Source organism: Rhodohalobacter sp. (assembly GCF_034521535.1).
Lineage (GTDB): Bacteria > Bacteroidota > Rhodothermia > Balneolales > Balneolaceae > Rhodohalobacter.
On sequence record NZ_JAXHMF010000005.1, the window covers coordinates 517815 to 538767 of the forward strand.

At 45.7% G+C, this 20953-nt stretch carries 9 protein-coding genes, 2 tRNA genes and 3 rRNA genes; 12 read left to right on the forward strand and 2 right to left on the reverse strand.

Features of this window, described 5'->3' with window-relative positions:
- The first annotated feature begins 13 nt into the window (after nt 1-13).
- The 6 genes from U5K35_RS09295 (at nt 14) to U5K35_RS09320 (ending at nt 9193) form a co-directional block, all read left to right on the forward strand.
- Nucleotides 14-331: a hypothetical protein gene (locus U5K35_RS09295; RefSeq protein ID WP_322571183.1), complete on the forward strand. Its 318-nt coding sequence runs from the start codon at nt 14-16 to the stop codon at nt 329-331.
- An 18-nt stretch (nt 332-349) separates the two neighbouring features.
- Complete coding sequence (locus U5K35_RS09300; protein WP_322571184.1) at nt 350-1843, forward strand: SusD/RagB family nutrient-binding outer membrane lipoprotein; 1494 nt, start codon at nt 350-352, stop codon at nt 1841-1843.
- Between the two features lie 2135 nt (nt 1844-3978).
- The gene (locus tag U5K35_RS09305; RefSeq protein ID WP_322571185.1) at nt 3979-6129 is read left to right on the forward strand and encodes a SusC/RagA family TonB-linked outer membrane protein; all 2151 of its coding nucleotides are present in this window, start codon (nt 3979-3981) and stop codon (nt 6127-6129) included.
- Nucleotides 6101-6949 (forward strand): hypothetical protein, encoded by an 849-nt coding sequence (locus tag U5K35_RS09310; protein ID WP_322571186.1) that lies wholly within the window; start codon nt 6101-6103, stop codon nt 6947-6949. The genes U5K35_RS09305 and U5K35_RS09310 overlap by 29 nt, the downstream gene beginning before the upstream one ends.
- Before the next feature lie 11 nt (nt 6950-6960).
- Nucleotides 6961-8382 carry a RagB/SusD family nutrient uptake outer membrane protein gene (locus tag U5K35_RS09315; RefSeq protein WP_322571187.1) on the forward strand — a complete coding sequence of 474 codons (1422 nt, stop codon included), beginning with the start codon at nt 6961-6963 and terminating at the stop codon, nt 8380-8382.
- Between the two features lies 1 nt (nt 8383).
- Complete coding sequence (locus U5K35_RS09320; protein ID WP_322571188.1) at nt 8384-9193, forward strand: hypothetical protein; 810 nt, start codon at nt 8384-8386, stop codon at nt 9191-9193.
- 2556 nt (nt 9194-11749) lie between these two features.
- Here U5K35_RS09320 and U5K35_RS09325 read toward each other — a convergent pair.
- Entirely contained in the window at nt 11750-13072 is a 1323-nt protein-coding gene (locus U5K35_RS09325) for an AarF/ABC1/UbiB kinase family protein (RefSeq protein WP_322571189.1), read from the reverse strand.
- Nucleotides 13065-13775, reverse strand: coding sequence for a hypothetical protein (locus U5K35_RS09330; RefSeq protein WP_322571190.1), 711 nt, complete (start codon nt 13773-13775; stop codon nt 13065-13067). The genes U5K35_RS09325 and U5K35_RS09330 overlap by 8 nt, the downstream gene beginning before the upstream one ends.
- 308 nt (nt 13776-14083) lie before the next feature.
- Between U5K35_RS09330 and U5K35_RS09335 the strand changes: the two genes are divergently transcribed.
- From U5K35_RS09335 to rrf, 6 genes are all read left to right on the forward strand, one after another.
- Nucleotides 14084-14860, forward strand: a complete 777-nt coding sequence (locus tag U5K35_RS09335; protein ID WP_322571191.1) for a queuosine precursor transporter — start codon at nt 14084-14086, stop codon at nt 14858-14860.
- Nucleotides 14861-15399: 539 nt separating this feature from the next.
- Nucleotides 15400-16943, forward strand: a 16S ribosomal RNA gene (locus U5K35_RS09340).
- A 155-nt stretch (nt 16944-17098) separates the two neighbouring features.
- Nucleotides 17099-17172: transfer RNA gene (locus U5K35_RS09345), tRNA-Ile, on the forward strand.
- An 89-nt stretch (nt 17173-17261) separates the two neighbouring features.
- A tRNA-Ala gene (locus tag U5K35_RS09350) sits at nt 17262-17335 on the forward strand.
- Nucleotides 17336-17761: 426 nt separating this feature from the next.
- Nucleotides 17762-20667 (forward strand): 23S ribosomal RNA (locus tag U5K35_RS09355).
- A gap of 117 nt (nt 20668-20784) precedes the next feature.
- Nucleotides 20785-20893 (forward strand): 5S ribosomal RNA (rrf, locus tag U5K35_RS09360).
- Together the 16S, 23S and 5S rRNA genes with 2 tRNA genes alongside form the textbook arrangement of a ribosomal RNA operon.
- Nucleotides 20894-20953: the final 60 nt, after the last annotated feature.

Consider the following 20953-nt stretch of genomic DNA (forward strand, 5'->3'; position numbering starts at 1 on the left):
AAACGGAAATGAAGTGGCTTACTTGCGTAATGCTGCTAACTGGGGTATTGATCAGTTCTTCAACAAGGAAGCGTGGTTAGAAGATGCGAGCTATATCAAGCTTCGTGAACTTCGATTCACTTACAATCTTCCAGTAAGTCTGCTTGAAAGCACTCCTATTAGCAGAGCGGCTGTCTCTCTCGACTTGAGAAATCCGTGGCTTATCTACTCCAACACAAGCGGTGTAGATCCATCTGCCATCCAAAACAACGGAAACGGTTTTGGTTTCTGGGAAGGTGGCGGACTGCCGGGCACACGCTCAATCGGATTTAATGTTAATCTTAACTTTTAATCCGAGGGAGATTCTAATATGAATATTTTAAAATTCAATGTTATGACACCGATTAAGAAAGTATTGTTAGTTTCATTACTAACGGTGTTGCTTGTAAGCTGCGATGATTTTGGAAATCTGAATGATGACCCAAATAATCCATCTCAGGTTCGTACTGAGCTGCTGCTTACAGACGCACAACGAAGCATGAGTGATGTGGTGAGTGCCGTAACCGGAACACTGCTTGTACAGTATATTGGCGAGACCCAGTATACGGATGCGCAGGAGTACCGGAATATGAGCGCCAGCTTTAACGGCTGGTATACCGGTCCGCTGCAAAACCTGCAGACCATCATTGATCTGAACTCTAACGAGGAAACAGCACCTGATGTATTGTCAGGCGGTAGTAATGCCAACCAGATTGCGGTTGCCAGAATCCTGAAAGCATACTTTTATCAGATGATGACAGATCGCTGGGGAATGATTCCTTACAGCGAGGCCCTTCAGGGACGTGCTAATTTCTCGCCTGCTTATGATGAACAGGCAGATATTTATGCAGACATCATTACTGAACTGAATGAAGCAGTTGCTCAAATGGACGGCGGCACACCGGTTCGTGGCGATATCCTGTTTGAAGGAGACATGGGGCAGTGGGCACTCTTTGCAAACAGCCTGAGAGCACGCGCGGCTCTTCGGATAGCAGAACGTGCCGGTGATGTGAGTGTAGATCCTGCAGCTGAATTTGCAGATGCAGTATCAGACGGATTGATCACTGAAGATGTGATGTATCCATACCTGGCTGATGCAAATAACCAGAATCCATGGTACGCTCGTTTCCAAACCCGAACAGACTATGCGATACAGGAAACAATCGCAGAGTACATGAAGGGATTGGAAGATTACCGTATCCTGGTTTATGCACTTCCCGCACCTAACTACTCAAACAATGACGGAACTGTCACGTTTGATGAAATTCGTGGAATGCCGTTCCTAGAGGATGCCGGTAACCTGACGAATGATGAGATCTCATTCCCGGGTTCCGCAATTGGTGCCGGTGGCCCCTCTGTTGGAGAACAGGGTGCACCGCTTCCAATCATCACGGTTGCTGAAATGAACTTCGCCATGGCTGAGGCTGTGGAGAGAAACTGGATCACCGGAGTAGCTGCTGACTTATACTACGACGGAATCGAAGCTTCATGGAATCAGTGGGGTGTGTATGATGATGTGAATTTTGCAGACTACATTGCGCAAGCTGAAGTTGCATATGATCCTTTAGTTTGGGATGAAAAAATCGGTAACCAGAAATGGATTGCACTCTTCCCACTCGGATACGAAGGTTGGTCAGAATGGAGACGTTTGGGATATCCTGAACTGGAGCCGAATCCGTTTGCAGTAGGAACTGATCCAGAAATACCGGTCAGATTCTCATATCCTACATCAGAGGTTACGATTAACGGGGACAATTATGATGCTGCAGTAGCGGCTCAAGGCCCTGATACACCGTACACCAGAGTCTGGTGGGATGTAGACTAAGGATTAGTCTTTTATTCCGGACCTGTCAGGTTTCCAAAACCTGACAGGTCTTGATTTAAGGCCAAAAAATTGAAAAGCCGCCCCGATTAAGTTCGGGGCGGCTTTTTTTATTGTGTTTGTCCGGAGAAGAGAGGGTGGTTTTCTGAGTTTTTTTAGATCAGTTGATGAGATCGAACCCTGTGAGCCGTGCCTACGGCACTTGGGAAAAAGGGTCGTATGCTTTAATCCCCACAATGAATTGTGGGGTTACAATATGCATCGTGTCTACGACACTTGATTTTGAATTAGGTCTAAATTCAATTTACTGCTTGAAGAGTTTTTCGGAATTGAAAACAAGCCGGGAGAATGTCTTTTCAATCATACATATAAAATTGATAAGGGCATATAACTCAAATGGCGTAGCCATGATCAAATATTATAACCACAGGTTTCAACCTGTGGTGTATGAAATACGAAAAAGGTTAGAATGCCGTAGGCATGGTTCATGGGATTATTCGGTCCACGATTTTAATATAAATCCAAAACATGTGGTCCGTGCCTACGGCACTCTGCTGATCGGACAGGCATCGTATCTCACCCTACAATGAATTGTAGGGCTATGATGTGTTATCGTGTCTACGACACTTGGCTGTCTGATATAATCCTAACCCACTGAAACTTTGCAAAAATCTATTTCCAATCTGCAACTTCTGTGACCTAACAATATTCTGCTACCATACCAATGGCGTAGCCATGACCAACATTATAGCCACAGGTTTCAACCTGTGGTATTATAGATATGAAAGAAATCCGGAATGCCGTAGGCATGGTGCACATTTGTGACCATAAAAAACATGATGGATTTGACCGCGGCAAGAAATGTGTCGTGCCTACGGCACTTGGAAAAAAGGGACGTATGCTTTAATCCCCACAATGAATTGTGGGGTTACAATATGCATCGTGTCTAACGACACTTGAATACTCGACAAAATTCAAAATCTTTATGATAGTATTTAAAATCAGTTTATACAGATGGGGATAAGATTCATCCAAATTCTGTAGTAAATCCAAATGGCGTAGCCATGCCCAAATATTATAACCACAGGTTTCAACCTGTGGTGTATGAAATACGAAAAAGGTTAGAATGCCGTAGGCATGGTTCATGGGATTATTCGGTCCACGATTTTAATATAAATTCAAAACATGTGGTCCGATCCATCGGGACGACCCACAAAATAAGTCCTGAGAACGACTGCCTCTACTTAATCTGGGCTCCAAACCAATCCCACTAATCGGCGGGTGATGAATGTTGCCTGGCATACCCCAGGTTTCGCTTCGCCTGTCCCGATGTATTTGGTCGGGAGGGCTATTAATATTTTGCCCCTTCAGGGCTGGTTACATTAAATAACTAAAATTCTTACACTCCCCCTCTTTGTGAACGGAGAGAACAGAGAGGGGGATTAGGGGGTGAGTTCAGCAAATGGCGTAGCCATGACCAACATTATAGCCACAGGTTTCAACCTGTGGTAGATGAAATACGAAAAGTAAACAGAATGCCGTAGGCATGGTACACAGCTTACTCTTTCTCTTCCCCATTTTTTATTTGCCACATAGATCAAAAAAAGAGAAAGGCTTTTAAAATAAAAGGATCAAATTGGAACGGGGCGTGCATAAAATCTTGACTTATCTAATTAATCCATACCAACCCTTATAACTCAATTCCTGTCCTGGAGTCTTAAAAGCGAATAAATATCATATTTAATCCTAGAAATGAAGCTAAACCGTACCATTCATTCGTATAAGATTACATTTTGCAGATAAGTAGATTTTAATTGATCTCTTTTAACATTTTTAAAAAAGGATAAGTTTTACCAGGAATCACCACATATAACTGACTGGCAGCCTTTTTGAATGGATTTCATTATCTGAAATCCATTTCTATGTAAAAAAACTGTTAACAAAATTTTGAAATTGTAATATCTTCGGTTAGATTCATAATGCTAAACAAAACTATTCTATCAGCTCAGAGATCTGTCATTACCATTCATCTTCTATACAATGCATAATGATCCTTTCAAAAGTTGATCGAATAGGTTTTAATTAACTAAAACAAACACTTATAGAGGTCATCTATGATGAAAAGGATACTATTTTCCTTGTCAGCATTCCTTTTTGTGATTAGTGCCGGAGCTTTTACAAGCACTGCATTTGCACAAAACGGGACTTTGACAGGAACAGTCACCGACCAGAGAACAGGTGAAAGCCTGCCCGGTGTAAACATTCTTGTACAGGAACTCGAAAGAGGTGCAGCTACCGATTTAGACGGTAACTATACTATTGAAAACCTTCCGTACGGAACTTATAATCTTCGCGTAACTTTTGTCGGTTACCGGACATTAAATACAGAAGTTGAAATCAACTCTCCCGAACAAACCCTTAATATGCAGCTTCGCGAAGATCTGGTTGGTTTGGAAGAGGTCGTTGTAACAGGTTATACCGATCAAAGTAGAGATCGAATTACCGGTTCAATTACAACAGTTTCTACTCGATCTATCGAAAATATTCCGGTTGCTACCTTCGAGCAGCGCCTGCAAGGTAGAACTCCGGGTGTATTTATCACCAGTGGTTCCGGACAGCCGGGTACCGCATCAACGATTCGTATTCGTGGTACCGGTTCAATTACAGGTGGAAACACTCCACTCTTTGTGATGGACGGTGTGCCGATTAACGCAAACGATTTTGCTTCCATCAACTCGAATGATATTGAGAGCATCTCCATCCTTAAGGATGCAAGTGCTACTGCTCAGTACGGTTCGCGTGGATCAAACGGTGTCATTGTTGTGACTACCAAAAGAGGTAAAGCCGGAGATACACAAGTGCAATATACAGGCCAAATGGGTGCTTCCGTTTCGGGAAATCCACCATTTGCCATGATGAATACTGAGCAAAAGCTTCGTTTTGAAGAGATTCTTCAAACAGGACCGGGTTGGGCTACATCTGAGGACAATCCAAATGGAGACCCTTCAGGTCGTGCAGATCTGCTTTCCAGAGACAGAGATTGGGCGGATACATTTTTCAGAACAGGTACAACCCGGACTCATGACTTGAGCGTTTCCGGCGGTACAGAAAAAGCACGTTACTATGTTTCAGGTAGTATCTTTAACCAAGAGGGTATCGGTCTTAGATCCGAGCTTGAAAGATATTCACTAAGAATTAACACCGATATTAACGCCACAGAGCGGTTTGAGCTCGGCTTTAATGGACAAGGTTCTTACAGTGAGTCTTCATTTATAGAATCGGAAGGCGGAGTTTTTCTATCCAACCCTTTTGCGGCCGCATATCTGGCCAATCCTTATGAAAGACTTTATGATGAAGACGGTAACATAGCGGCTGGAACCGGAAAGACCGGCGCCAATGCTTTCGATCGTCTTGATAAGGATAAGAGCGATAGAAATGAGATTAAGGTAGTCGGTTCTACATACGCTCGTTTCATTCTGGACAAAATTATTTTTACCCAGGAATTTTCTATGGACTTCAGAGAGAGATACTTCAATCGCTGGATTAATCCAAACTCTTTTGCAGGACAGTCTGTAGGTAGTGGTAACTCCGGGCTTCTTTCTCGAGACACAAACCGACTGACTACATCTACGTTTAACACCAACGTACGCTATCGCGATGTCTTTGTAGAAGATCATCAGGTTGATGTTTACGTTGCTAACGAGTATATACACGAATACTTCCAGAGTTTCGGGTATACCGGTTACGGGCTAAATCCTAAATTGGGAGCTACACCGGCAAGTATTACACCCGGTAGTGAAGATAATCCGGAGCTGATTCAGAATACTCGCGGTGGGTTCACTGAAAACAAACTGTGGTCTATCTTCGGTACCGTCGATTACTCCTTTGGCAATAAGTATAACGCCAAAGTTACAGTTCGCCGTGACGGATCATCCCGCTTTGGTTTAGGTAACCAATATGCATGGTTGTGGTCTTTCGGTACATCATGGGTGGCTACCAATGAAGACTTTTTGTCTGACATTGACTACTTATCCAATCTGATTATTCGAGCTAGTTACGGTAAAACGGGTAACCAGGCCGGAATTGGTGACTATCAGCGAGTGGCAACATTTGGGACAGGATCTTTTGCGGGCGAAACCACCATTTTCCCGAACTCACCGGGTAACGACAACCTGCAATGGGAGACTGCCTATAAATTCAATATTGGTGCAGACTTCAGCCTATTTGAAGAGAGATTGAACGGTACCATTGATTTCTATAATGAAACTAACCGAAGATCTGTTCATTGACCAGCAGCTGTCCCGAACATCCGGATTTACAAGTCTTGAAATCAATGCCGGTTCGATGAGAAACCGAGGTATTGAGATCGCCCTGAACGGTGATGTGATCAGAACCCGTGAAATGGTGCTGAACCTGAATGCTAACTACACATTCAATAAGAATGAGATTGTAGATTTAGGTCAGGTTGATGAGTTTGAACTGGGTACATCCATTATACGTGAAGGATTGCCTTTTGGCACCCACTATATTGTGGAATGGGCAGGAGTTGATCCCGCAACAGGGGCACCTCTGTATGTAGATCTAGACGGTAACGTAACACCAGAATATTCAGATGATTTTGCGAAAGCAGATTTTGGAACCTGGCTACCACCTGTAACCGGTGGTTTTGGACTGGATTTCTCTTGGAGAAACCTGTCCGTGCGTTCACAGTTTAACTACTCTTATGGAAACAAGATCTTTAATAATCAGCTCTTCTTCCAGGAAAACCACGGATTTGCAGGATTCAACCAGCGAAGAGTAATGTTGGATATCTGGCAGGAACCTGGGGATATCACGGAAATTCAGTCTAATCAGTTCGCTCGAGAATTTACTTCTAAAGACATTGAAGATGGTTCTTATGTACGGTTTAGAAACCTGATGGTTTCTTACACGTTACCGGGAAGATACTTCAACAATGAAGTGAGAAATGTAAGGCTATTTGTTCAGGGACAGAATCTCTATACATGGACTGCATTTACAGGATTTGATCCTGAAGAGGGTAACAACATTGCGCAGTACTCCTATCCGTTGCCCAGAATATTTACTGCCGGTATAGATATTAACTTTTAATCATTGATAGCATGAAGAAATTAATTTTATTAACCATAGCAGCTTTTGGGTTTGCTCTCCTCTTCACCTCTTGTGATGATGAGCTGGCGACATCGCCTATAGACTCAATTGACGCCAATGCAGCCTTCCAATCGGTAGGCGACTTAGTAGACGGAGCAAACGGAGCGTATGCCGCCGTTTCAGGTGCGAATATTTATTCCATCAACGCACTGATGACGGATGAACTGCGACGAGCTTCAACCAATACCGGACAGGGTATGCAGATATTTAACCACAATATCATACCCAGCGATGGCACCATTGGTGGAGCCTGGGCTAATGCTTACGGTGCAATTGACCGAGCAAACCGAGTACTTGCAGCTGCTGAAAACATTGAAGCTGAAACTGCCGCAGAGGTAGAACTTAAAGACCAGGTAGTAGGTGAAATGCTTGCGCTGAGAGCGTACCAGCACTTCGAGCTCTACCGTATTTTTGTGGACTATCAGGAAGCCGGCAGCGGCCTTGCGGTTCCTTACATGACTGAATCCGTAATTGGCCAGCCTGCACGAGATACCAAAGCTGACTTCTTTACGCAGCTATTGGCAGATATCTCAGAAGCAGAAACTCTGCTTACTCCACTGGGTTATTTTTCAAACCTTCGGTTGAATATTCACGCCGTTCAGGGTTTAAGAGCCAGAGTGGCCCTTTACCAGGAAGACTGGCCAACCGCGATCGATTATGCAACTAGAGTGATTGACGCTGTGCCGCTAACTCCACGAAGTGAATACCAAAATCTCTGGGACGACAGTCTTCAAGGAGAAGTTGTATTTAAACTGAGGAGAACCGGACCAAGCCAGGAACTGACGGAAAGATCAGGAAATGATGACATTTTCTTCTATCTGTCGAACGAATTGTCTCAACTCTATAACGAGACGGATGATATCCGATTCCTGTCTTGGTACGACCGAGAAGCAGCTGATCAGGTTAGAGTGTTTAAGTACAATCAGTTCTCTGAACCGTTCGAAAGTCCGAATGTTAGTCAGAAGAATCAGGCGGATATCAAGATGATACGTACATCTGAAATGTATCTGATCCGTGCTGAAGCGTATGCTCAACCTGGAGCACAGCAAGATTTGGGTGCAGCTGCCGATGATATCAATGATTTGCGGGCAGAGCGGTTTACAACTACTGTTCCTGCGTCATACACAAACTCGCAAGATGCTATTGATGACATATATAGAGAACGTAGATTAGAATTAGCTCTTGAAGGACATAGATTTTATGACCTGAGAAGAGCCGAGCTGCCTATCGATCGGATTCCTGCTGACATTGATGGAGCAACCAATACATCAACTGCGTTTGTTCCAGCCGATGATCGTATGATCATGCATTATCCGATACCTCAGGCAGAGATTTTTGCGAACGATAATATGGTTCAAAACCCAGGGTACTAAAATGAATACACTTAAATCAACTAAACTATTGGTAGCTATCTTTATGATAGCTGCCATCTTTGCAGGGTGTGATACACTCGATTTTGAAGAGCCTGATAAAACATATCAAGGTGATGTTCTTGTAAAATTTAACAGCACCGAAGCAACACTGTTTGCAGAAGAGGATGAGGATGTACAAACCGTAGGTGTTTCGGCACTGCGTCCGGTATCTGAATCCAGAACATACTCTTTTACTGTGGTTGATTCTTTAACAACAGCGGAAGAAGGAGTAGACTATCTTCTTGATAGTAATACATTTACTATTGAAGCAAATGAAGTATTAGGTTCGATTCCAATAACTCTTATAAAGGAGAATCTAAATGATTCACCAACTTTGCATTTGCAGATTACAGCAAATGAAGCTGCATCCTATAATACATCAATGGATGTAACTTTAAGCCCATTTTTCCCTTTTGAAAGAGATAACTTTCTTGGAGATTGGCAGTTGGTTTATCCATGGTTTTATGGTCCGGATCCGGTAGCATTAACAGCAATTGAGGGAAGTGCAGACAACTCCATTATTGTTGTTGGAATGATTGATGGAACGGATATAGAAATCTTTCTGGATGATTCTGATAAGGCTAATTTTACGTCTGAAATACCTACTACAGCCGCAGCATGGCAACATCCTGCTGGGCCGGTATCTGTAGAAGCTTCAGGCTCGTTTTATGCTGAAGTTGGTGCTGAAAGAATACAGATGTCTATGGCACACGTTATTCCAGGTGTTGGAAACTTTGGTGCAGCTACACCTTTTACACTTTCCAGGCCTTAATAATTAAATCACGTAAGTTTCAAAGCCATCCCGGTTCTCCGGGATGGCTTTTTTTATGACTTGTAATATAGGGATGGATATAGTTTATCTTTTAAATGCGTAATCACTCTGTTTGGTACGTGCCTGCTCTTCCTGCAATGAATTTTAGGGCTATGATTTATAGCGTGTCTGACGACACTGGCTTGATTAATCCAGAGTGGCGTGGTCTAAAGTTAATATTGGCATCTATATTAACACAGGAATACTATAGATGCTAAAACACTGTGATCTATCTGGCTACCAACGCAAACGGCGTAGCCGTGACCAAACATCATAGCCACAGGTTTCAACCTGTGGTGTATGAAATACGTACAACATTCAGAATGCCGTAGGCATGATCCACAATTGTGACGATAAAAATTATGACGGTGATGAAAGGGGCAAGATGTGGCGTGCCTACGGCACTTTATCTATACCTATCCTCTCTAAATCCCTCACAATGAATTGTGAGGTTACAATATGAATCGTGTCTAGCGACACTGGATTGGGCTCACAGATACGAATTCACCCTATTACTTGATGAAATTTCAAAGTCGAAAACAGAAGGGAAGTAAGCGTCTATAACACCATCAAATTGATACGATGAATAACCCAAACGGCGTAGCCGTGACCAAATATTATAGCCACAGGTTTCAACCTGTGGTAGTTGAAATACGTAAAAAGTCAGAATGCCGTAGGCATGGCACACAGAAATCGTTCACCCATTTGATAATGTGATTTCATATGTAAATCCAAGAAGTGTGGTTCGTGCCTGACGGCACTTGTGATAGAGCTGCGTGTGCCTATCAACCTCACAATGAATTGTGAGGCTATGATGTATAGCGTGTCTACGACACTTGAATTATCTGCTTAATAAACCTTCTTATCGATTTTTTTATGTACGTCATTTTGTTAAGACTGAGATTTTAACCTGTCTGACTACCAACCCAAATGGCGTAGCCATGCCCAAACATGATAGCCACAGGTTTCAACCTGTGGTGTATGAAATACGTACGAAATTCAGAATGCCGTAGGCATGATCCACAATTGTGACGATAAAAATTATGACGGTCATGAAAGCGGCAAGATGAGTCGTGCCTACGGCACTTTATCTATACCTATCCTCTCTAAATCCCTCACAATGAATTGTGAGGTTACAATATAATTCGTGTCTAGCGACACTGGATTGGGCTCACAGATACGAATTCACCCTATTGCTTGATGAATTTTCAAAGTCGAAAACAGAAGGGAAGTAAGCGTCTATAACACCATCAAATTGATACGATGAATAACCCAAACGGCGTAGCCGTGGCTAAACATTATAGCCACAGGTTTCAACCTGTGGTAGTTGAAATGCATAAAAAGTCAGAATGCCGTAGGCATGGCACACATGTATGGTTTATCTGAGATTTTAATGTAAATCAATAGCCGTTGGGCCGTGCCTGACGGCACTTGTGATAGAACTGAGTGTGGTTATTATCCTCACAATGAATTGTGAGGCTATGATGTATAGCGTGTCTAACGACACTTGAAAATTATTGACTTAGTAAACCTGTAGATCGTTTTTCTGAAACTATTTCGGGTTGTTTAGACTGAGATTTAATTCCAGCCGGCTACCAACCTCAATGGCGTAGCCATGTCCAAATATGGTAACCACAGGTTTCAACCTGTGTTAGTTGAAAGGCATAAAAAGATAGAATGCAATATGCATGATCTAAAATTGTGACCGTAAAGAAAACATGATGGAGTTGACCGCGGCAAGATGTGCCGTGCCTAGGGCACTTTATCTATACCTATCCTCTCTAAATTCCTCACAATGAATTGTGAGGTTACAATATGAATCGTGTCTAGCGACACTGGGTTGGTCACAGATACGAATTCACCCTATTACTTGATGAAATTTCAAAGTTGAAAACAGAAGGGAAGTAAGCGTCTATAACACCATCAAATTGATACGATGAATAACCCAAACGGCGTAGCCGTGACCAAATATTATAACCACAGGTTTCAACCTGTGGAGTATGAAATACATATGAAAATAAGAATGCCGTAGGCATGGCACACGTGTAAAGATTATCTGTGTTTTTTAATGTAAATCAAGACCCGTTGGGCCGTGCCTGACGGCACTTTGATAGAGCTGCGTATGCCTCTCAAATCCTCACAATGAATTGTGAGGCTATGATGTAATATCGTGTCTAGCGACACTTGGACATTATTCGATCTAGAGATAGCGTGTGTCTATAAGTTTTATCTGACATCTATTTCAGACAGTAATACTGTAGATGCTAAAACACTGTGATCTATAGCATCATCAAAAACGGCGTAGCCGTGACCAACATAATAGCCACAGGTTTCAACCTGTGGTGTTTGAAATACGTGCGTAATTCAAGAATGCCGTAGGCATGGCACATGTTAAACACTCACCCATTTGATAATGTGATTTTAACAAGTAGATTGACATATTACTGGCATGAACCTCATGACATTTAGAGATGTGCAGTGGTGTAGCCCAATCAACTCATCTCTTCATATTTACATTTACCTCTCTTCGATTTGAGCTAATACACTCTCCACAATTTCCCTCGATTCTTTCGTCTCAATTTTTGCACCCAGCTTCATCAAAAAGTGATACAGTCCAAGATGCACGCGCGTACTGTAGATGAAATGCTTGTTGCCTCTCGGTTCATTGGTGATCGGTGCATTTTTCGTGTACTGCCTGATCAGATTGCGATACTCCGGATCTCCAAAATCAAAGGAATCCTCGAGGTAGGGCAGGGCGAAGGTAAATCCGTAATTAAGGGCAAAATCATAGAACTGTTTTTCTCGGGGCTGAGTCTTTGGGTCTCCTTTTAAAACTCCGAGCTTGTTATACAGATCTAAGATGGCCTCTTCATCACGGTTGAGATGTGTGGGAAGAAGCATCAGATATTTGTAGAAAAAATCCTCGGGAAATGTTTTCACACAGCCGTAATCAATCACTCCGAGCTTGCCGTCGGTGGTTAAAAGAAAATTACCCGGGTGTGTATCGGCATGAAACTCAAGAACCCCATCCAAAACATCCTCTATCTGATTGTGAAAGAAATCCCACATCAACTGGCCATATCTGTTCTTCTCTTCATCTGATGGATCAGATTTTAAAAACTCATTCAGATGCTGGCCTTCCAGGTAGGTCATAGTCAAAACCCGTTCGGTTGAGTACTCCTCAATCCAGCGGGGAGTGACTACCGATTCAGATTCAAACCGCTCATGAAACCGCTCCATCGATTCTCCTTCATGGATATAATCTGTCTCCATAATCAGCGTCTGCTTCACCTCGTCGATATACTCTTCAATGGTGGCGCTATCAGAAGCAATTCGCTTGAGCAGCGTTTTTGCCAGTGCAATATCGGATGAGATGGTATCCCGCACTCCCGGATACTGAATTTTAACGGCCACTTCTGTGCCATCCTTCAGTGTTGCTCGATGAACCTGACCTATTGAGGCTGCTGCCATCGCTTGAGAATCAAACGATTTAAACAGCTGTTCCGGATAGCTGCCCAGCTCTTTTTTGATAATGCTTCGGACCAGAGAGCGGTTGATGGGAGGGACGCTGTATTGGGCTTTTGTCATCACCTCGGCAAACTCATCCGGAAGAAACCCCTGATCAATGCTAAACGACTGTGCAATTTTAAGAGCCGTTCCTCTCAGCTTTGAAAACTCACTGAATACCTCTTCCGCGGTCTGCTTGTGCAGTGCTTTTTTATCACCGTTGCCTGATGCAATCGACTTGAGGTAGTGCTTGGCGTAGTTTGTGCCAACTTTAAAACCCGTTTTTGCAAATATTTTACCACGGTCAAACTTCGAAGATGGAAAATCATTCATGTTTCTTTTCCTCTCTGGTTTGATCTGATTTGCAAAGAGAAGGAAATTTGAAATCATCATCAGTGATGCACTTGTTAAGCGATGAATTCATCCATAGAAATTTTCCAAGATCAAATCCCTTGTCGATAATTCTGGTATAAAATATCTCCTCAATGAGTGAGCTCCATTTATCGGCCAGGGCCATGCTGTTCTCTCGCATCCGGCTTGAATCGTTTGACCAGAAAGCAATGAGACCGTGGAACTGCAACAAAATGGATTTCCAAAGCAGCTCATTTTGAATGATGAAAGCGGATCGGGTTATCTTAGGATCGTTGCTGAAAATCGTTTTCAACTCCTCTTTGAACAATCTTCTGAACGCATTTCTTCGTTTATCCCAAACCACTTTCTCCTTGTAGGTATTGAGAATAAATTCCCGATGCTCCTCGAACGAATCGAGCAGTGTAAGAAAAAGGTGATTGAGTCTTTCACTCAGCGTGAATTCACTGTAGTCCTCAAGGCTCTTTACAGACTCCTTATATAGAATAATTCTGGACTCATAAAAATAGTCCAGAATGGATCTGCGATTTGGGAAGAGTTCAAAAATATCCTTGGCACTCATATCCAGAGTTTCCGCAAGTGACTGTATTGTAAACCTGGAATTGCTGAGATACCGGCCGGTAGCGGCTTCGGATATCTTAATTTTTAAAAGCGTCTCTTTATCCATTATGATAAAATCTTATTTAACGTATTTTTGATGTAAAGTTTTTTATGCTCGAATCTCTATTGTCATAGATTGTAGGGCTGTGAATATTGCCACGGCACATCTTTTGACGCGAAGCGAAACACGGAATAAAAGCTCCGATTTTTCCGTGTTTCCGTGGCAAAAAAACACAATAGCTTGATGTGTAGTATTGTGGGTTTAGAGTAATTTCACACTCTTTTGTTGGAGATCGTAATGTCTTTCATATTGAACGCACATGATCTATTTAAAGTTTTACCCTCATAACATCTACACTGCTCATAAAGGTTCAGATGAAGATTAAATCTTTACGAAAATCAAATGGACACCGGCGGGACGCGCTGTTTCTTTCTCTTGTAGCCATATTTCTCACTTCTCTGGTGCTGGGAAATATCGTTGGAACCACAAAATTTGTAACACTATTCACACTGGATATGCCCGGTTGGCTTCAGTCAATTACGCCGTCATTGGTGAGAGATGGGAGCATCTATGTGATGAGTGTTCCTGTTGGGTTGCTGGCTTATCCGTTCACATTTTTGGCAACCGATTTGATATCCGAGCTGTTTGGAAGAAAGAGGGCACAGACGGTGGTTTGGATCGGGTTCTTTATGAATCTGTTTATGCTGTTGATTATGAGTGTCGGCCACTGGTTTCCCGATACCTATGGTGTGAGTGGCGGATTGAATCTCTTTGAAGGCGTGTACGATTTTGTCATCGCCAACACCGTTTCGAGCATGATTGCCTACCTGATTGCGCAGAGCGTGGATGTACGTATCTTTCACTACTTGAAGCGATTAACGAACGGTAAATATCTATGGCTCCGGAATAATGGATCCACAATGTTCAGTCAACTCATAGACAGCACCACGATATTGACAATACTTTTCCTGTCCGGTAATCTCGGCGAAAATGTGACAACCATAGGCGCTCTCTTTATTCTCATAATAAACTCATATCTATTCAAGTTCTTCTTCGCTCTGTTTGATACCCCGCTGGCATATCTGGGAGTTTGGTTATTTCAGGATTACGAAGAAGACCCCGAAGGAAGTCGGCTGTATAGTACACAGTAAATAAATGATTCAGATTGGATTTGGGGTTCATCTAACAATTTAATCACCTTTAACTGCGAACTGCGAACTGCGAACTGCGAACTGCGAACTGCGAACTGCGAACTGCGAACTGCGAACTGCGAACTGCGAACTGCGAACTGCGAACTGCGAACTGCGACAAAAGCGCTTTTTCAGGAACCCCATTAGATGTGGAAAAATTGATGAAAAAACTTCAAGAAAAGAGTTGACTTGGATACGTTTTACCTCCTATATTGGTAGTCCTTTCGAGAAAACGAAATGCTCAAAAAAACGCAGCCAATCTGCAATTAATTGCGTGTTTAACTCGGGAGGATGTTCCTTAAAAACTTTCTGAAATTTTCTGATATTCTCCTTGACTTTAGGAGGCAGAAACTCGTAAGTTTGGAATCTGTCGCAAAAGCGAAATGCCTGGTAGGGTTTGCGGATGTGGCGGTGAAACATTGTTCTTTGAAGGTAGTGAAGTATAGACAGATTATTGAGTGAGCCTTGGAGCAGAACTTGAAGAATGTAGTTTAATTATTACAATGGAGAGTTTGATCCTGGCTCAGGACGAACGCTGGCGGCGGGCCTAACACATGCAAGTCGAAGGAGAAGGGAGGTGCTTGCACTTCCTGGAGACTGGCGCACGGGTGAGTAACGCGTAGACAACCTGCCTATAACAGGGGGATAACCACTCGAAAGGGTGGCTAAGACCGCATAATGCAGCGGGGCCGCATGGCCACAGTTGTTAAATCCCGACTTTGTCGGGAGGTTATAGATGGGTCTGCGTGCCATTAGCTAGTTGGTAGGGTAAAAGCCTACCAAGGCGATGATGGCTAGGGGGTCTGAGAGGATGATCCCCCACACTGGAACTGAGACACGGTCCAGACTCCTACGGGAGGCAGCAGTGAGGAATCTTGCGCAATGGGGGAAACCCTGACGCAGCCACGCCGCGTGCCGGAAGACGGCCCTATGGGTTGTAAACGGCTTTTGTTTGGGAAGAAAGTACAGGTTTCGACCAGTATTGACGGTACCAATTGAATCAGCACCGGCTAACTCCGTGCCAGCAGCCGCGGTAATACGGAGGGTGCAAGCGTTGTCCGGAATCATTGGGTGTAAAGGGTGCGTAGGCTGGCGCCTAAGTCTGAGGTGAAATCTTGCCGCTTAACGGTAAAATGGCCTTGGATACTGGGTGTCTTGAATCTGACAGAGGTCGGTGGAATTCGTAGTGTAGCGGTGAAATGCATAGATATTACGAAGAACACCAGTGGCGAAGGCGGCCGGCTGGGTCAGTATTGACGCTGAGGCACGAGAGCGTGGGGAGCGAACAGGATTAGATACCCTGGTAGTCCACGCTGTAAACGATGTATGCTAGTTGTTGGGCCGTTAGGTTCAGTGACGCAGTTAACGCAGTAAGCATACCACCTGGGGAGTACGTTCGCAAGAATGAAACTCAAAGGAATTGACGGGGGCCCGCACAAGCGGTGGAGCATGTGGCTTAATTCGATGCAACGCGAAGAACCTTACCCGGGCTAAATCCACGATGACCGGTCCCGAAACGGACCTTCCCTTCGGGGCATCATGGAAGGTGCTGCATGGCTGTCGTCAGCTCGTGCCGTGAGGTGTTGCCTTAAGTGGCGCAACGAGCGCAACCCCTGTGGTTAGTTACCAGCACGTCAAGGTGGGGACTCTAGCCAGACTGCCTACGCAAGTAGTGAGGAAGGTGGGGACGACGTCAAGTCATCATGGCCCTTATGTCCGGGGCTGCACACGTGCTACAATGGATGGTACAGAGGGAAGCTACCCAGCGATGGGCTGCAGATCTCAAAAGCCATTCCCAGTTCGGATTGGAGTCTGCAACTCGACTCCATGAAGGTGGAATCGCTAGTAATCGCGTATCAGCAATGACGCGGTGAATACGTTCCCGGGCCTTGTACACACCGCCCGTCAAGCGATGGAAGTCAGGAGTACCTGATGTCGGCGTGCTAACTCTTCGGAGGGGCAGCTGCCTAGGGTAAGCCTGGTAACTGGCGCTAAGTCGTAACAAGGTAGCCGTACCGGAAGGTGCGGCTGGATCACCTCCTAGGAATAAGTTCTCCCGGGGCTTACCAATAATCTGTCTATACTTTGATGCCTTCCGGGGCAGAAGGGCAGGCGGCGCCGCTCTGCCGAGGGTCCCGAAAGCGTTCGGGATCAGGTGGTTGGCGCGAGCTGGCCACAGGAGTCAGGTCCCTGAAACATGGGCTTGTAGCTCAGGTGGTTAGAGCGCACGCCTGATAAGCGTGAGGTCGCAGGTTCAACTCCTGCCAAGCCCACCGTCGCTAAAGCTTTGGTGGGCAGGCCCACTGAGGATTTAGCCAGGCCGGTGATGTTGGGCGGTGCCCGACGAAGCCTTGGCATAGTCGGGGCTATAGCTCAGCTGGCTAGAGCACCTGCTTTGCAAGCAGGGGGTCCGGGGTTCGAATCCCCGTAGCTCCACGGACAGTTTGTTGAGATATTGAATGGTTGAATGGGTCTTTTGCCGGAATGGCAAAGGCCCAGAGCATCCCGATGCAGTACAATCGGGAGGGTCCGGGGTTCCCCCGAGGAGTCGGGGCCGTAGCTCCACGGATGGTTTTTTTTATTGTGGTAATGAACACTAAGATGTACGGTGTCCCGAAGTTATTCGGGATGGACCGGATATGGGGATCGACGCCCCGGCAGTCTTCTTGCTTTCTTCCGGCAACTGGCGGGAGGGAGAGTTCTTTGACGTATTGAGGTAAGATGAAAATACTGGCTGTTCTCGCAGGGATGCGGGGGGAGCCGGTGAGTAAAGATTCTTTAAGATTTAAAGTATCAAACGAGGTAACATAATCGAGCTCATGTTTTGTGTGGATTGTGCAGATATTGTGCAAGCCATGCAAGGAAAAAGTAGAAAAGAGCGTACGGTGGATGCCTAGGCATACAGAGGCGATGAAGGACGTGCCAAGCTGCGAAAAGCTGCGGGGAGCTGCAAAGAAGCGTTGATCCGCGGATGTCCGAATGGGGCAACCCACTCCGGTTTACCGGAGTATCCCGACCTAGTCGGGAGGCATACGAGGGGAACTGAAACATCTAAGTACCCTTAGGAAGAGAAAACAATAGTGATTTCCCAAGTAGTGGCGAGCGAACGGGAGTGAGCCCAAACCAGGGGATGCTTGCATCCTTTGGGGTTGTAGGACTTACCATAAGACCAAGGAAGGTGAATCGAGGCTGTCTGGAAAGCAGCGCCACAGAAGGTGAAAGCCCTGTAGGTGAAGCCCGAATTGGTTGGTGAGTATCCTGAGTAGTGCGGGACCGGAGAAATCCTGCATGAATCTGGCGGCACCATCCGCCAAGGCTAAATACGTCTGTATGACCGATAGTGGACTAGTACCGTGAGGGAAAGGTGAAAAGAACGCCGAGAAGGCGAGTGAAATAGTACCTGAAACCGTGCGCTTACAAGCGGTCGGAGTCTTGGATTTATCCGGGATGACGGCGTGCCTTTTGTATAATGAGCCTACGAGTTGCGCCTGTCGTGCGAGGTTAATCCGCTCAGCGGAGAAGCCGAAGCGAAAGCGAGTCTGATAAGGGCGAGCAGTACGGCGGGGCAGACGCGAAACCGAGTGATCTATCCATGGTCAGGGTGAAGCTGGGGTAACACCTGGTGGAGGCCCGAACCGCCTGGCGTTGAAAAGCCATCGGATGAATTGTGGATAGGGGTGAAAGGCCAATCAAACTCGGAAATAGCTCGTACTCCCCGAAATATATTTAGGTATAGCGTCTGCCGTGTAGCTACATGGAGGTAGAGCACTGATTAGGCTAGGGCCCTTCACCGGGTACCAAACCTAGACAAACTCCGAATGCCGTGTAGTGTTGGCAGGCAGTCAGTGGCAGGGTGATAACGTCCTGTCGCGAGAGGGAAACAACCCAGACCATCCGTTAAGGTCCCAAAATACCAGCTAAGTTGAATAAAGAAAGTTGGATTGCCCAGACAACCAGGAGGTTGGCTTAGAAGCAGCCATTCCTTAAAAGAGTGCGTAATAGCTCACTGGTCGAGCGATCCGGCGTCGATAATTTGCGGGCATAAGCTGGTTACCGAAACGATGGATTCTATCACTTGTGATAGAGTGGTAGGGGAGCATTCCAGCGGCGTCGAAGTCGCACCGTGAGGTGTGGTGGAGCCTCTGGAAGAGAAACTGTAGGCATGAGTAACGATAAGAGGGGTGAGAAACCCCTCCACCGAAAACCCAAGGGTTCCTGATCAACGCTAATCGGATCAGGGTTAGTCGAGACCTAAGGTGTAGCCGAAAGGCGAAGCCGATGGAAAACCGGTTCAATATTCCGGTACCGACATCAATGTAAAGGCAAAGGCGTGACGCAGAAGTGACACTTCCGCCCCGTGACGAACGTCGGGGTTGAAGGGAGTAGGCCGGGGTGCAGGCAAATCCGCACCCCATCAGGCTGAACCCCAACAGTACCGGGAGGCTTCGGCCAAACGGATAGTGAAGGTAATCTGGCTGCCAAGAAAAGCGTCGTTGTTTGTTGATGTTGCTCGTACCTTAAACCGACACAGGTGGGTGAGGAGAGAATCCTCAGGTGCTCGAGAGAATCGTGGCTAAGGAACTAGGCAAATTCGATCCGTAACTTCGGGAGAAGGATCCCCCCTTGCGGGAGCAAGGGGGCGCAGTGAAAAGGTTCAAGCGACTGTTTACCAAAAACACATGTCTCTGCTAAGCCGCAAGGCGACGTATAGGGACTGACACCTGCCCGGTGCTGGAAGGTTAAAGAAGGGAGTTAGCTTCGGCGAAGCTCTTGACTGAAGCCCCAGTAAACGGCGGCCGTAACTATAACGGTCCTAAGGTAGCGAAATTCCTTGTCGGGTAAGTTCCGACCTGCACGAATGGTGTAACGACTTGAACACTGTCTCGGCCACGAGCTCGGTGAAATTGTGGTATCGGTGATGACGCCGATTACCCGCAGCGGGACGGAAAGACCCCGTGAACCTTTACTACAACTTTACATTGGCTTCGGCAACTGCATGTGCAGGATAGGCGGGAGACGGTGAAGCGGGCGCGCCAGCGTCTGTGGAGTCGCCCTTGAAATACCGCCCTTGAAGTTGCTGGATTCTAATCCGCCTAAGGCGGAGACATTGTATGGTGGGTAGTTTGACTGGGGCGGTCGCCTCCTAAACAGTAACGGAGGCTCCCAAAGGTACCCTCAGCATGGTTGGCAATCATGCGCAGAGTGTAAAAGCATAAGGGTGCTTGACTGTAAGGCATACAGGCCGAGCAGGAACGAAAGTTGGGTTTAGTGATCCGGTGGCACCGCATGGAAGGGCCATCGCTCAAAGGATAAAAGGTACTCCGGGGATAACAGGCTTATCTCCCCCAAGAGTTCATATCGACGGGGAGGTTTGGCACCTCGATGTCGGCTCATCGCATCCTGGGGCTGGAGAAGGTCCCAAGGGTTTGGCTGTTCGCCAATTAAAGCGGTACGCGAGCTGGGTTCAGAACGTCGTGAGACAGTTCGGTCCCTATCTGCTGTGGGCGTAGGAATATTGAGGAGAGCTGCTCCTAGTACGAGAGGACCGGAGTGGACGCACCGCTAGTGTACCTGTTGTGACGTCAGTTGCATCGCAGGGTAGCTATGTGCGCATGTGATAAGCCGCTGAATGCATCTAAGCGCGAAGCACACTCCAAGATAAGTATTCCCCAAAGAGTCCTGGAAGACGACCAGGTTGATAGGCGGCAGGTGTACGCACAGTAATGTGTTTAGCCGAGCCGTACTAAGTACTCTTCAGTCTTTGCCTTGCATGGTTTGCACAAGATTTGCACCCCATCAGGCATGAGTCAGCAAAAACGATTGGGTTACCCCAAACTCTTCATCTTACCCCAACAACGTCAACAGACATTTACAAACAGTTTTGATGTGGTGATTATAGCGCGGAGGTTCCACCCGTTCCCATTCCGAACACGGAAGTTAAGCTCCGCAGCGCCGATGGTACTCCCTATGGGGTAGAGTAGGTCGTCGCCTCATCTCTTCTTACAAGCCCTGAACGCTCCGCGTTCCGGGCTTTTTTTATTCCCCCAACTCCTC

Coding starts and splice junctions, on each gene's coding strand:
- U5K35_RS09330 (WP_322571190.1), bottom strand. CDS start 13,775: ATGGATAAAGAGACGCTTTTAAAAATTAAGATATCCGAAGCCGCTACC.
- U5K35_RS09310 (WP_322571186.1), top strand. CDS start 6,101: ATGAAACTAACCGAAGATCTGTTCATTGACCAGCAGCTGTCCCGAACA.
- U5K35_RS09325 (WP_322571189.1), bottom strand. CDS start 13,072: ATGAATGATTTTCCATCTTCGAAGTTTGACCGTGGTAAAATATTTGCA.
- U5K35_RS09300 (WP_322571184.1), top strand. CDS start 350: ATGAATATTTTAAAATTCAATGTTATGACACCGATTAAGAAAGTATTG.
- U5K35_RS09320 (WP_322571188.1), top strand. CDS start 8,384: ATGAATACACTTAAATCAACTAAACTATTGGTAGCTATCTTTATGATA.
- U5K35_RS09315 (WP_322571187.1), top strand. CDS start 6,961: ATGAAGAAATTAATTTTATTAACCATAGCAGCTTTTGGGTTTGCTCTC.
- U5K35_RS09335 (WP_322571191.1), top strand. CDS start 14,084: ATGAAGATTAAATCTTTACGAAAATCAAATGGACACCGGCGGGACGCG.